Raw genomic sequence first — 13,151 nt, 5'->3', positions numbered from 1 at the left:
AAGCGGAACAGCTCACGCGGGGACGCCGAGGCCGGAGAAACGGTTCGACCGGGCATGTCCGCAGGGATATGCCGATGAACCGCCGACGGCGGCGTACCGGTGACTGGCCCGCCGCGCACTGCCTCCCATCCGGACTTTAACCGTCGGTCCAGGAATTTCACCTGGTCAACCGGCCGCTGGCTGCGGACGGGTCGCGGACTATACCGCCGGTTCGGAATTACACCGACCCCGGAGTGCGCTGCTACTGGTACTCCAGCCAGTTTGCCACGGCCGATCGCCCGCCATGCGGGTGAAGTGGTGTGGCCTGGCTCACAGAGGGTGACCCGGGGGTCACCTGGGCGCGCGCGCCGGCGCGGACCTGGACACATGGAAGCGCGGTTGGTCCAGACCTATTGACGGGTTGGTCTAGTCCTCTTAACGTTCCCTTCATCTTCCCGGGAACGGCCCGTCAGATGTGCGCACGTCACGGGCCAACAGGCTTCTGCACCAGTCACGTTGCTCCATTTTGTGTCCACTTGTGTCCTGCATCCTCCCCTCCCCAGGAGGCACAATGCCGTCCCCCACACGTACGAGAGCGATGCTCCTGGCATCCGGCGCCGCAATCGCCGGACTGCTGGTCGGCGGGCTCTCGGCGGGCGTCTCGCACGCGGCCGACAACGAGAGCTGTCGCCCCGACGGCCTCTACAAGACGGCCGGCGTCGACGTTCCCTACTGCTCGGTCTACGACTCCGAAGGCCGCGAGAAGATGGGCGCCGACCACCAGCGCCGCGTCATCGGATACTTCACCGGCTGGCGCACGGGCAAGGACGGCACCCCCGCCTACCTGGCCGGCAACATCCCGTGGTCCAAGGTCACCCACCTGAACTACGCCTTCGCCCACGTGGGCGCCGACAACAAGATCTCGGTCGGCACCGACAACGCGAACAACGCCGCCACCGGGATGACCTGGCCCGGCGTCGCGGGAGCCGAGATGGACCCGGCGCTCCCCTACAAGGGCCATTTCAACCTGCTGAACAAATTCAAGAAGCAGTACCCGAACGTCAAGACGCTCATCTCGGTCGGCGGCTGGGCCGAGACCGGCGGCTACTTCGGCGACGACGGCAACCGGGTCGCCTCCGGCGGCTTCTACTCGATGGCCACCAACGCCGACGGCTCCGTCAACCAGGCCGGCATCGACACCTTCGCCCAGTCCTCGGTCGACTTCATCCGCACGTACGGCTTCAACGGCGTCGACATCGACTACGAGTACCCGACCACGATGAAGGACGCGGGCAACCCGCTCGACTGGCAGCTGTCCAACGCCCGCCGGGCCGGCCTGGTCCAGGGCTACGCGGCCCTGATGAAGTCGCTGCGCGAGAAGCTCGACCGCGCGGGCGCCGCCGACGGCAAGCACTACCTGCTCACCGTCGCCGCCCCCTCCTCCGGCTACCTGCTGCGGGGCATGGAGACGTTCCAGATGCAGAAGTACCTGGACTACGTCAACATCATGTCCTACGACCTGCACGGCGCCTGGAACGAGTACGTCGGCCCCAACGCCTCGCTCTTCGACGACGGCAAGGACGCCGAACTGGCGGCCGCGGGCGTCTACTCCACCTCCCAGTACGGCGGCATCGGCTACCTCAACACCGACTGGGCCTACCACTACTTCCGCGGCTCCATGCCCGGCGGCCGCATCAACATCGGCCTGCCCTACTACACCCGCGGCTTCAAGAACGTGCAGGGCGGCACCGACGGCCTGTGGGGCAAGGCCCCCGCGACCACCTGCCCGGCCGGCGCGGGCCTGACCAAGTGCGGCGACGGCGCGGTCGGCATCGACAACCTGTGGCACGACAAGGACACCAACGGGGCCGAGTCCCCGGCGGGCTCCAACCCGATGTGGCACGCCAAGAACCTGGAGAAGGGGGTCGTCGGCGACTACGTCACCAAGTACGGCTTCCCGGCGAACACCACCCTGACCGGCACCTACGTCCGCAAGTACGACTCCACGCTGGTGGCGCCGTGGCTGTGGAACGCGCAGAAGAAGGTCTTCCTCTCCACCGAGGACGAGCAGTCGGTGGCCGCCAAGGCCGACTACGTGGTGAACAAGGGCATCGGCGGCACGATGGTCTGGGAGCTCGCGGGCGACTACTCCTACAACGCGGCCAAGGGCCAGTACGAGATGGGCGACACGCTCACCGACACCATGTACCAGAAGTTCAAGTCGGCCTCCCCGTACGGCGCGAAGAAGGCCGGCTCGACCCTCCCGACCCGGGCCGTGGACATCAAGACGGAGTTCACCGAGTTCAAGCTCGGCGACTCCAACTACCCGCTGACCCCGAAGCTGAAGATCACCAACAACACCAGTGCCACCCTTCCCGGCGGCACCGAGTTCCAGTTCGACTACGGCACCTCCGCCCCGAACAACGCCTCCGACCAGTCCGGCTTCGGCACGGCCGTGATCAGCAGCGGCCACACCGGCACCAACGTCGGCGGCCTCAAGGGCGACTTCCAGCGGGTCTCCCTGAAGCTCCCCGCCTGGCAGACCCTCGCCCCGGGCGCCTCCGTCGACCTGGCGTTCAACTACTACCTGCCGGTGTCCACCCCCTCCAACTGGACGGTGAACATCTCCGGCACCACCTACGCCCTCGCCGGTGACCTGGCCCGCGGTACGACCCTGGTCCAGCCCGGCGGTGGCACCCAGCCCCCGACCACCCCGCCGACCACTCCCCCCACGACACCGCCGACCACGCCCCCGCCCACCGGCGGGACCTGCACCAACCCGGCGTACGTCGCGGGCACGGTCTACAACAGCGGCAACGTCGTCTCCCACAAGGGCCGCAACTGGAAGGCCCAGTGGTGGACGCAGAACGAGGAACCCGGCACCACGGGTGAATGGGGCGTCTGGAAGGACCAGGGCGCCTGCTGAAAACGTGAGGACCCGGTGGCCCGGCGGCCACCGGGTCCTCGCACGTTCCCGCCCGGCGCGCCCTCGTAGGCTGGCCCGGTGAGCACACATGTCACCGCGTCCGCTGCGGACTTCGAGGAACACCGGCCCCGGATGTTCGCCATCGCCTACCGCATGCTCGGCTCCGCCGCGGAGGCCGAGGACATCGTGCAGGACGCCTACCTGCGCTGGGACGCGGCGGACCGCGCCGCCATCGAGCACCCGGGCGCCTGGCTCGCCAAGGTCGTCACCAATCTCTGCCTCAACAGCCTCACCTCGGCGCGCGCCCGGCGCGAACAGTACGTCGGCCCCTGGCTCCCGGAGCCCGTCCTCACCGGGGACGGCACCCTGGGCCCGCTGGAGTCCGCGGAGCAGCGCGACAGCGTGTCCATGGCCCTGCTCCTGCTGCTGGAGCAGCTCACCCCGGTCGAACGCGCGGTGTACGTACTGCGCGAGGCCTTCGCCTACAGCCACCGGGAGATCTCCACCCTCCTGGACCTCACCGAGGCCAACTGCCGCCAGCTCTACCGGCGCGCGGCGGCCCGGGTGGCCGCCGGCCGGCCGGCCTCCCGGGAGAAGCGGTACTCCGCCGACCCCGAGCGGTGGCAGGGGCTCCTGGAGAGCTTCCTGACCGCCGCCCGCAGCGGGGACCTCACCCGGCTGGAGGGGGTGCTGGCGGCCGACGTGCGGTACGTGTCGGACGGCGGCGGCGTGGTCAACGCGGCGCGGCGGCCGATCCTGGGGCGGGACAAGGTGGCCCGGTTCGCGATGGGCGCCATGGCGAAGTACGTGGCCGGGGTGCCGGTCAGCGTCGCGGAGGTGAACGGAACGCCCGCGGTGCTCTTCGGCGAGGTGGCGGTCCTGCTGGTGGAATTCGAGAATGGGCTGGTCAGCGGTATCAGCGCGGTGGTCAACCCGGAGAAGCTGGAATTCCTCCGGCGGCAGCTGTCACATTCCTGAAGGCTGTCCGGTCCCAGCTGGTGAACGCATCCCACCGCACCAGCGAAGGACGGACAGCATGAGCGCCATCGTCGTCACCGGAGGCACCGGAACCCTCGGATCGCTCGTCAGCGAGCCGCTGAGGGCGGCCGGCCACGAGGTCCGGGTGCTGAGCCGGCACGCCCCGGACCATCCCGTCGACCTCCAGGACGGCAGCGGTCTGGACGCGGCGCTGGCGGGCGCGGAGGTGGTCGTGCACTGCGCGAGCAACACGCGCGGGGCGGGCAAGGGCGACGTCGTGGCCGCCGGGCACCTGATCGAGGCCGCCCGGCGGGCCGGGACCGTCCGGAACCTCCTCTACATCTCGATCGTCGGGGTGGACGTGGTCCCGCTCGGCTACTACAGGCGCAAGCTCCAGGTGGAGCGGCTGCTGGAGGCGTCCGGGCTGGGTGTGACGATCCTGCGCACGACGCAGTTCCACGACCTCGTGGCGATGGTGACGGACACGGCGGCGAGACTGCCCGTGGTGCCTGTCCCGAAGGGCGTACGGGTGCAGCCGATCGCCGTCGGCGAGGTCGCGGCCCGCATGGCCGAACTGGCGGTCCCGACCCCGTCGGGCCGGGTCCCGGACATGGGCGGCCCGGAGATCCACAGCCTGCCGGACCTGGCCCGCACCTACCTCTCGGCCACGGGCCGCCACCGCCGCGTCCTCCCGGTCCCCCTGGCGGGCAAGGCCTACGCGGGCTTCCGCCGGGGCGGCCACCTCACCCCGTCCCACGCGGTCGGCACGGAGACGTTCGCCCAGTTCGCGGCACGGCGGGGGCGGTAGGGGCGGGGGCTGCGGGCGAGGGCGTGGGAGCTGGGGCGGCGCATGCCGCGCTGACGGTTACGGGCAGAGGGCTTCGTCCACGGTGGCGTCGACGCGCGCCATGACCGCTTTGTCGGCCGGCTGGATGGTCACCGCGATGTGGGCGGCGCGGCGGCCGTGCTCCGTGGTCCCGCCCCGGGTCTCGTATCCGGGGAAGCTGCCGCCGTGGCCCCAGTAGACGCCGCCGCAGGACAGGGGTCTGCTCACGAGTCCCAGTCCGTAGCCGGCGCCGCGGCCGAAGTAGTCGGCGGGGACGGTGGTGCGCATCTGGGCGAGCTGGGCGTCCGGGAGGAGGCGGCCGCGCAGGAGCTCGGAGAAGAAGCGGTTGAGGTCCGAGGTGGTGGAGATCATCTGGCCGGCCGCCCAGCTCCAGGAGGGATCCATTTCCGTGATGTCGCGCAATGGCCCGTCCGCTGATTCGCGGAGGTAGCCGTGGGGGTGCGGCTCGCGGATGGTCACGTCTCGGGGGGCGGGGAAATAGGTGTGGCGCAGCCCGAGGCGTTGGATGATGCGCCGGTCGATCTCCTGGGCGAGGGGCCGGCCGGTGACCTTTTCGACGATCAGGCCGGCCAGGACGTAGTTCGTGTTGCTGTATCGCCATGCGTCGCCGGGGGCGAATTCGGCCTTGTGCCGGAGAGCGATGTCGAGGAGGTCGCGGGGCTCGTAGGGCCGGGGCTGGAGGTCTTCGTACTCGGTGTAGTTGGGCAGGCCGCTCGTGTGCTGCAGCAGCTGGCGGACGGTGATGAGCCGTCCGTCGATGCCCTCCCCGCGGACGAGGTCGGGGAGGTGGGTGTCGACGCGGTCGTCCAGGCCGATCCTGCCCTCGCCGACCAGTTGGAGTACGACCACGGCGGTGAAGGTCTTGGTGTTGCTGCCGATGCGCACCTGCCCGCCCCGGGGCACCTTCGTTCCGGTGGCCAGGTCGCCCACCCCTGCGACGTACGTACGGGTCCGGCCGGTGCGTTCCGTGACGTCGGCGAGCGCGGCGGGCAGGCCGTCGGAGCGTACGAGCCGGTCGAGGTCCTGCTGGACGGTGTCCGGTCTCGTCGCGGCGGCGACGGACGGCGCCTGGGCACTCAGGGTGCTCAGGGTCATGGCTGCGACGGCCGCGACCGCCGCGACCGGCCGCAGTTTCTTCCGCGTCTGCTCCCCCATGGGTCAACCCCCGTGTGATCGTCGGCAGTACGGCGATGGTCGCCGAGGCCGATCCTTCCGGGCGCGGCCGGCTCGTGCGATCCCGCTACCACCCGCACCCCGGGTGGGGTCAGCCCCCGAAGAGGACGCCCTGGGCCGCCTCGCGGGCGGCCAGGCGGGCGCCCGCCAGGACTGCCGGGTCGCCCAGGGTGGTGGCGCGGATCTCCGTCGGGACGGGGGTCAGCTTCGCCAGGCGGTGGGAGACGCGGGCGGCCAGGGCGGGGCCGCCGGCGCGGCCGAGTTCTCCGGCCAGGACGACGCACCCGGGGTCGAGGAGGGCCGCGGCGGCCGCCGCGCCCAGGGCGAGGCGTTCGGCGAGGGCTTCGAGGAAGGGCTCGCCCGCGGCTCCCGTGACGGCCTGTTCGGCGGGGCCGGTGAAGCCGTGCTCGCGGGCCAGCGCGGTCACGGCGTCCCGGCCGACCAGGGCGTGGAACCCGCCCGCGCAGTCGGCGGCCGAGGGCAGCCCGCCGGTGCCGGGCACCGGGAGGAAGCCGATCTCGCCCGCGCCGCCGGAGGCGCCGCGGCGCAGCCGGCCGTCCAGGACGACGGCCGCGCCCACGCCGGCGCCGAGCCACAGCAGGACGAAGGAGTCCAGGTCGCGGGCGACGCCGAGGCGCTGCTCGGCGAGGGCGGCCAGGTTGGTCTCGTTCTCGACGGCCACGACGGCGGGCAGGGTCCGCTGCAGGGCCGTGACCAGGTCCCGGTGCCAGGCGGGGAGGCCGATGGTGTCACGGAGTTCGCCGGTGGCGGGGGTGACCAGGCCGGGGGCTCCGACGACGACGGTGTGCAGTTCGGCGGCGCCGGCCTCGCGGGCGGTGCGCAGCAGGGCCGCGACCGCGTCCTCGGGGGCGCCGACGGGCAGGGCGGCTTCGGCGAGGGTGTGGCCGAGCAGGTCGGTGACGACGGCGGTGACCCGGTCGGTGCGGACGTCGAGTGCGGCCAGGTGTGCGCGGCTGGCGACGATTCCGTAGAGCTTGGCGTTGGGGCCGCGGCGCTGTTCGCCGGATTCGCCGACGACTTCGACGAGGCCGGCTTCGGCGAGCCGGTCGACGAGGTCGGCGACGGAGGGGCGGGAGAGGCCGGTCAGGGTTTTGAGCTGGGTTGCCGTCAGCGGTCCGGAGTCCTGGAGGAGTTGCAGGGCGAGGCGGTCGTTGATGGCCCGGGCCGTGCTGGGTGAGGCGGGGGACGGTACCGGGGCGGTCGCTTCAGTCACGGCGCCCATCCTAGGGAGTCGGGGCCATTATCTATCAGGCAGGGTCCCTGATAGTTTAAGCGTCATGACCGGGGACACCGACCTCAGCCCGGCGCGCCTGCGCCATGCCCGTTTCGCCATCGCCGCCGTCTTCTGCGCCCACGGCGCCGTCACCGGCTCCTTCGCCACGCGCATCCCCTGGATCCAGGACAACGCCCAGCTCAGCGCGGGCACCCTGGGGCTCGCGCTCGCCTTCCCCGCCCTGGGTGCCGCGCTGGCGATGCCGCTGGCCGGGCGGATCAACCACCGCTTCGGCGCGCGGGCCGCGCTGCGGGGGCTGCTGGCGATGTGGACCCTCTCGCTGATCCTGCCGAGCCTCGCGCCGAACCTGCCCGTCCTGTGCCTCGCGCTCCTCGTGTACGGGGCCACCGCGGGCATGTCGGACGTGGCGATGAACGCACTGGGAGTGGAGACCGAGAACCGGCTGGGCCGCTCGATCATGTCCTCCCTGCACGGCATGTGGAGCGTGGGCGCGCTGCTGGGGTCCGCCGCCGGTACGGTCGCCGCGCACACCGGCACCGACGCCCGGCTGCACCACCTGGTCGCCGCGCTCGTCCTGACCGCGGGCGGGCTGGTCGCCGTACAGGGCGTGCTGGACCTGCGCAGCGACGAAGGGGCTCAGGCGCCGCCGCACTTCGCGCTGCCGCCCAGGTCCGCGCTGCTGATCGGCGCGATCGGGTTCTGCGCGGTGTTCGCCGAGGGCGCGAGCCTGGACTGGTCGGCGGTCTACCTGCGGGACGTCCTGCACACGGACGCGGGCCTGGCGGCCGCCTCCACCACCGCCTTCGCGCTGACCATGGCCGTGGCCCGGCTCGTCGGCGACCGGGTGGTGGACCGCTTCGGGCCGGTGCGCACGGTCCGCGCGGGCGGCGTCCTGGCGACCGCGGGCGGTCTGCTCGTGGTCGGCGTCCAGCACCCGGCGGGTGCGCTGGCCGGCTTCGGGATGATCGGTCTCGGCATCGCGGTGGTGGTCCCGCTGGCCTTCGCCGCGGCGGGGCGCAGCGGGCCGGCTCCGGCGCAGGCGATCGCCGGTGTCGCGACGATCACGTACACCTCGGGGCTGATCGCGCCGTCGGCGATCGGCGCGGTGGCCGACGCGACCTCGCTGGTGGTGTCGTTCGGGCTGGTGACCGTGCTGGCGTTCGCGCTGGTGGTGGGTGCCGCGGTACTGCGCCCGAAGCCCCCGGTGGGGCAGTCTGGGGGCGGGTTCGCCGGGAAGGCCGGTCCGGCCGAGCGGGACGAACCTGCCGATATCCGGCCGTAATATGTCGACTGGCCGCAGCGGCACCCCGTGCGCTGCGGCCTCGATGTGTGCGCGGCCGCGGCCGTGCTCGTCCGGAGGACCGGGAGAACCGGGAAAGAGGAGTGGAACATGGGCCTCGGCGTGGGCTGGACCCTGCACGGTGACGGGCGGACCCCCGCCCCCGGCGCGGTGGTCCGGCCGGAGGAGCGGCTGTCGTGGCCGCGGACCGCCGGGCTGGGTGCCCAGCACGTCGTGGCGATGTTCGGCGCGAGTTTCGTCGCGCCGGTCCTGATGGGCCTGGATCCGAACCTGGCCATCATGATGTCCGGCGTCGCGACGGTGATCTTCCTGCTCGCGACGCGCGGGCGGGTGCCCTCGTACCTGGGCTGCTCGCTGTCCTTCGTCGGTGTCGCGGCGGCGATCCGGGCGTCGGGCGGGGACAGCGCGGTCGTCACGGGTGCCGTGTTCGTCGTCGGTGTGGCGCTGTTCCTGGCCGGTCTCGCCGTACGGCGCTTCGGCGCCCGCATCATCCACACGGCGATGCCGCCGATCGTGACGGGCGCGGTGGTGATGCTGATCGGCTTCAACCTGGCGCCGGTGACGGCGTCGACGTACTGGCCGCAGGACCAGTGGACGGCGCTGCTGACCATGCTGTTCACCGGATTCGCCGTGGTCTGCCTGCGCGGTTTCTGGTCGCGCATCGCGATCTTCCTGGGGCTGGTCTTCGGGTACGCGCTCTCCTGGATCTCCGACCTGCTGTTCGGGCAGATCCACTCGACGGTGGGCGGGGAAGCGGCCGTCGACCACTGGCGCCTGGACCTCTCCGCGGTCGCGAAGGCCGACTGGATCGGGCTGCCGTCCTTCCACGGCCCGTCCTTCGAGTGGTCGGCGATCCTCATCGCCCTTCCCGTGGTGATCGCGCTGATCGCGGAGAACGCGGGCCACATCAAGGCCGTCGGCGAGATGACCGGCGACCCCCTCGACGACGAACTGGGCACGGCCATCGCGGCGGACGGCGCCGCGTCGATGCTGTCCACGGCGGTCGGCGGCCCGCCCAACACCACGTACTCCGAGAACATCGGCGTCATGGCGGCCACCCGGGTCTACTCCACGGCGGCCTACTGGGCGGCGGCGGGCTTCGCGCTGCTCTTCGGCCTGTGCCCCAAGTTCGGCGCGGTCGTCGCCGCGATCCCGGGCGGCGTCCTCGGCGGCATCACCGTCATCCTCTACGGCATGATCGGCCTGCTCGGCGCCCAGATCTGGATCAACGGCCGGGTGGACCTGCGCAATCCGCTGAACCTGGTGCCGGCCGCGGCGGGCATCATCATCGGCGTCGGCGGTGTGAAGCTGCAGATCACCGACAGCTTCGAGCTGGGCGGCATCGCGCTGGGCACGATCGTGGTGATCGGCGGCTACCACGCGCTGCGGCGCTTCGCCCCCGCACACCTGAAGCCGCAGGGGCCGCTGCTCGACGCGGGCACGTCCGCCTACGACGACGGCGGGGAGGCTGAGGACAAGCCCCGTTGACGGGGTTTCGCCCGAACCGGGGAAGCGTACGGCCAAGTTCCCCGGATCCGCGCCGGCGCCTGCGACTCTGCCTCCCATGGAAGCGGTGCTGGCGCGGATGCGCGCCCTGGAGGAGCGGCTCCCGCCGCAGGACGGTGTCGCCGTCTTCAACCGGGTCTACCTGACGGTGACGGAGACCCTGCACCATCGGATCGCCCACGGGGCGTTCCCGGCACCCCGGCGGGCGGCGACCCTCAGCGTGCGGTTCGCGGAGCGGTACCTGACGGCGGTGGAGGCCGACCGGGCCCCGGCCTGCTGGCGCCCGCTGCTGCAGTACCGCCGCCACCCCGGGATCCGGCCGCTGCAGCACGCGCTGGCCGGGATCAACGCGCACATCGGCCATGACCTGGCGCTCGCGGTGGTCGCCACCTGCGGTGAGCTGGACTGCGAACCACGGGCCCTGGAGGCTGACTTCGACCGGGTCGGCGACACGCTGGTCTCGCTGGAGGAGCACATCCGGGAGGACCTGATGCCGGGCCCGGACCTGCTGGAGATCGCCGATCCGCTGACCCACCTGGTCGGCTCCTGGAGCCTGGAGCGCGCCCGCGCCGGAGCCTGGTCGGCGGCCCGGCTGCTGTGGACGCTGCGCCGGGCGCCGGAGCTGGCCGAGGAGTTCACCGACTCCCTCGACGCGGGCGTGGGGCTGGTCGGCCGCTGCCTGCTGACCCCGCGGGGCTGAGGCGCCGTACGGGCCGGCCGGGACCGCTGCCGGGGCGGCTGCCCGGGCCGCTGCCGGGGCCGCTGTCAGGGCCGGCGGATAGGTTCCGGCCATGACGACACTTCTCCTCGACGGCGGACCGGTGGCCCCGGACGCCCCGGTCAGCCGGACCGGTGGCGTGCCGCTGGGCCCCGCCGGAACGCTCTGGCCCGTCTGCCGCGCGTGCGCGGGCCCGCTGCAGTTCCTCGCCCAGATCGTGCTCGACGCTGGTGTGCTGGCCCTGTTCATGTGTGCGCACCGGCCGGGACGGTGCGAGCAGTGGAGCCCCTCCGCGGGCGGGAACCTGGCCCTGCTGCTGCCCGCCGGGGGCCTGGTGCCCGTACCGGTGCCGCGCGGTGCGGATCCGCAGGTGCTGGGGCTGGGCGCCGTACGGGCGGCCGTGTCCGCGGCGGACGTGTCCTCGGCGGCCGCGCCCGAGGGGCGGGCGGTGCTGGGCTCGCTCGGCGGCGAGCCCGACTGGCTGCAGTACGACGAGACCCCCGACTGCCCTGCCTGCGCCCGGCCGATGGGGTTCGCGGTGGGCCTGCGGGAAGGGCCGGACCCGGTCACGGCCATGAACTTCGGCTCGGGGCGGGCGTACGCCCACGTGTGCGGCGGGTGCGGGGCGGCGACGCTGCTGTGGCAGTGCTGAGCGGGCCGGCCGCCCGCGGTTCGCGGATGCGGGCATGAGAACGGGCCGCCGGCCCGCGTGCTGACGGCGCGGGGCGGCGGCCCGTGATCATGGGGCCCTGTCGGAGGGCCGGGAGGGTCAGTCCTCCGGGAGTTCGACCGGGGCGATCTCGTCGTAGACGTCGCCCGGGCCGGGGTTGGTGGAGTCGGTGGAGCCACCGAGGTGGTGCATGACGCCCCAGACGGCGTTGAGGGCGGTCTGGACCGCGCCCTCGGCCCAGCCGGCCGTCCAGGAGATGTCGTCGCCCGCGAGGAAGATGCCGCGCTTGTCCTCGGGGAGGCGGTCCTGCATGAAGTGGGTGAACAGGCGGCGCTGGTAGCGGTAGTGGCCGGGGAGGTTGGCCTTGAACGCGCCCATGAAGTAGGGCTCGTCCTCCCAGGAGACGGTGACCGGGTTGCCGATGATGTGGCGGCGGATGTCGACCTTGGGGTAGATCTCGCCGAGGGACTTCAGCATGACCTCCATCCGCTCGTTCGCGGACAGCGGCAGCCACTTGAGGCTGTCGTCGCACCAGGTGTACGAGAGGCAGATGACGGCGGGCTTGTCCGGGCCGTTGTCCAGCAGGTAGGTGCCGCGGGTCATGCGGTCGGTCAGCGTCATCGACATGACGTCGCGGCCGGTCTCCTCGTCCTTGTCCAGCCAGAACGGCCGGTCGACGGGGACGAAAAGCTTGGACGACTCCATGTAGTGGGTGCGCTCGATCGCCGTCCAGTGGTCGATCGGGAACAGCGTGTCGTCGCACTCGATCTTCGACAGGAGCATCCAGGACTGCGCCGTGAAGATCGCGGCGCGGTACGTGCGGATGTCGCCGGAGGAGTCGGTGACGGTGATGCGGTTGCCGGCGGTGCGGTGCAGGCGGGTCACGGCGGGGCGCGGGGCGCCGTCGTGGAGGGAGGACAGGGAGGTGCCCTGGGCCCAGTGGACGATCTTCTCGGGCTCGCGCTCCCACAGGCGCAGCGGCAGCTGCTGGGAGCCGCCGACGATGCCGCGGTGGTGGTCGTCGGCCTCGGTGTAGACGACGCGCAGGATCTCCAGGATGGAGTTCGGGAAGTCGGTGTCCCAGCCGCCGGTGCCGAAGCCGACCTGGCCGAAGATCTCGCGCTTGCGGAAGGACTTGAAGGCCTCCGACTTGCAGAGGAAGCCGTAGAAGGTCTCGTCGTCGAGCTTCTCGACGAGCTTGGCCCAGATCTCCCGGATGCGCGGGACGTCCCGCTCGCGCATCGCGGTGTTCATGTCGGAGAAGTCGGCGCCCTCGTCGAGGCAGGCGTTCCAGGCCTCGGCGACGTCGCGGTAGATCTGCGGGAGGTCGGCGATCGTCTCGGCGTAGTGCGTCTCGCCCTTGAGGTCGACGACCGTGGAGGGGGTGGACTCGGCGAGCGGGTTCGGGAAGGGCTCGGTGACCAGGCCGACGAGGTCGATGTAGTGCTGCAGGGCCGTGGAGGAGGGCGGGAAGCGCATGGCGCCCATCTCGGCGGTGAGGCCCTCGGTCTCGGCGCCCTCGAAGCCGACGGTGCGCAGGCGGCCGCCGATCTGGTCGGCCTCGTAGACGACGGGCTTGAGGCCCATCTTCATGAGCTCGTAGGCCGAGATGATGCCGGAGAGTCCGCCGCCGATGACGGCGACCTCGGTGCCGAGCTCGGTCGCGGGTATCTGGCCGAGGCCCGCCGGGTGGGCGAGGAAGTCGTCGTAGGCGTACGGGAAGTCCGGACCGAACATGGTGATCGGCGGCTGTCCGTCGCTGTGCGGGACGGCGGTGGTGGGCACCGTGGACGTCATGG

Annotated in this window: 10 protein-coding genes and 1 riboswitch; of the genes, 7 read left to right on the top strand and 3 right to left on the bottom strand. The window is 72.0% G+C overall.

Annotation, left to right across the window (positions count from 1 at the left end; genetic code table 11):
- Positions 1-111: 111 nt before the first annotated feature.
- Positions 112-241, bottom strand: a riboswitch (FMN riboswitch).
- A 309-nt stretch (positions 242-550) separates the two neighbouring features.
- The 3 genes from IG86_RS0130945 to IG86_RS0130935 all read left to right on the top strand — a co-directional run bounded on the left by IG86_RS0130945 (position 551) and on the right by IG86_RS0130935 (position 4,691).
- The gene (locus IG86_RS0130945; protein ID WP_030901334.1) at positions 551-2,905 is read left to right on the top strand and encodes a chitinase C-terminal domain-containing protein; all 2,355 of its coding nucleotides are present in this window, start codon (positions 551-553) and stop codon (positions 2,903-2,905) included.
- Positions 2,906-2,983: 78 nt separating this feature from the next.
- A complete protein-coding gene (locus IG86_RS0130940) occupies positions 2,984-3,883 on the top strand; it encodes an RNA polymerase sigma-70 factor (RefSeq protein WP_030830421.1) in 900 nt (299 codons plus the stop codon).
- Between the two features lie 58 nt (positions 3,884-3,941).
- On the top strand, positions 3,942-4,691 hold the full coding sequence (locus tag IG86_RS0130935; RefSeq protein ID WP_030901331.1) for an SDR family oxidoreductase: 750 nt from the start codon (positions 3,942-3,944) through the stop codon (positions 4,689-4,691).
- Between the two features lie 57 nt (positions 4,692-4,748).
- Here the strand turns inward: IG86_RS0130935 and IG86_RS0130930 are convergent, their stop codons facing one another.
- Complete coding sequence (locus tag IG86_RS0130930; RefSeq protein ID WP_045936651.1) at positions 4,749-5,885, bottom strand: serine hydrolase domain-containing protein; 1,137 nt, start codon at positions 5,883-5,885, stop codon at positions 4,749-4,751.
- Positions 5,886-5,994: 109 nt separating this feature from the next.
- Entirely contained in the window at positions 5,995-7,137 is a 1,143-nt protein-coding gene (locus IG86_RS0130925; protein ID WP_030830408.1) for an ROK family transcriptional regulator, read from the bottom strand.
- Between the two features lie 64 nt (positions 7,138-7,201).
- Between IG86_RS0130925 and IG86_RS0130920 the strand changes: the two genes are divergently transcribed.
- The 4 genes from IG86_RS0130920 (at position 7,202) to IG86_RS0130905 (ending at position 11,334) form a co-directional block, all read left to right on the top strand.
- Positions 7,202-8,440 (top strand): MFS transporter, encoded by a 1,239-nt coding sequence (locus IG86_RS0130920; RefSeq protein ID WP_030830406.1) that lies wholly within the window; start codon positions 7,202-7,204, stop codon positions 8,438-8,440.
- A gap of 108 nt (positions 8,441-8,548) precedes the next feature.
- Positions 8,549-9,946: a uracil-xanthine permease family protein gene (locus IG86_RS0130915; protein WP_030830403.1), complete on the top strand. Its 1,398-nt coding sequence runs from the start codon at positions 8,549-8,551 to the stop codon at positions 9,944-9,946.
- A 76-nt stretch (positions 9,947-10,022) separates the two neighbouring features.
- Positions 10,023-10,664: a DUF5995 family protein gene (locus IG86_RS0130910; protein ID WP_030830400.1), complete on the top strand. Its 642-nt coding sequence runs from the start codon at positions 10,023-10,025 to the stop codon at positions 10,662-10,664.
- 91 nt (positions 10,665-10,755) lie between these two features.
- Positions 10,756-11,334 carry a hypothetical protein gene (locus IG86_RS0130905; RefSeq protein WP_030901328.1) on the top strand — a complete coding sequence of 193 codons (579 nt, stop codon included), beginning with the start codon at positions 10,756-10,758 and terminating at the stop codon, positions 11,332-11,334.
- Between the two features lie 117 nt (positions 11,335-11,451).
- On the opposite strand, the gene IG86_RS0130900 is transcribed toward IG86_RS0130905, so the two are convergent.
- On the bottom strand, positions 11,452-13,149 hold the full coding sequence (locus IG86_RS0130900) for a flavin monoamine oxidase family protein (RefSeq protein ID WP_030830396.1): 1,698 nt from the start codon (positions 13,147-13,149) through the stop codon (positions 11,452-11,454).
- Positions 13,150-13,151 lie beyond the last annotated feature (2 nt).

The organism is Streptomyces virginiae, from assembly GCF_000720455.1.
GTDB lineage: Bacteria > Actinomycetota > Actinomycetes > Streptomycetales > Streptomycetaceae > Streptomyces > Streptomyces virginiae.
Note: the sequence above shows the minus strand (reverse complement) of the source record. Positions and strands in the feature narration are given on the sequence as shown.

Coding starts and splice junctions, on each gene's coding strand:
- IG86_RS0130945 (WP_030901334.1), top strand. CDS start 551: ATGCCGTCCCCCACACGTACGAGAGCGATGCTCCTGGCATCCGGCGCC.
- IG86_RS0130935 (WP_030901331.1), top strand. CDS start 3,942: ATGAGCGCCATCGTCGTCACCGGAGGCACCGGAACCCTCGGATCGCTC.
- IG86_RS0130930 (WP_045936651.1), bottom strand. CDS start 5,885: ATGGGGGAGCAGACGCGGAAGAAACTGCGGCCGGTCGCGGCGGTCGCG.
- IG86_RS0130920 (WP_030830406.1), top strand. CDS start 7,202: ATGACCGGGGACACCGACCTCAGCCCGGCGCGCCTGCGCCATGCCCGT.
- IG86_RS0130915 (WP_030830403.1), top strand. CDS start 8,549: ATGGGCCTCGGCGTGGGCTGGACCCTGCACGGTGACGGGCGGACCCCC.
- IG86_RS0130910 (WP_030830400.1), top strand. CDS start 10,023: ATGGAAGCGGTGCTGGCGCGGATGCGCGCCCTGGAGGAGCGGCTCCCG.
- IG86_RS0130905 (WP_030901328.1), top strand. CDS start 10,756: ATGACGACACTTCTCCTCGACGGCGGACCGGTGGCCCCGGACGCCCCG.
- IG86_RS0130900 (WP_030830396.1), bottom strand. CDS start 13,149: ATGACGTCCACGGTGCCCACCACCGCCGTCCCGCACAGCGACGGACAG.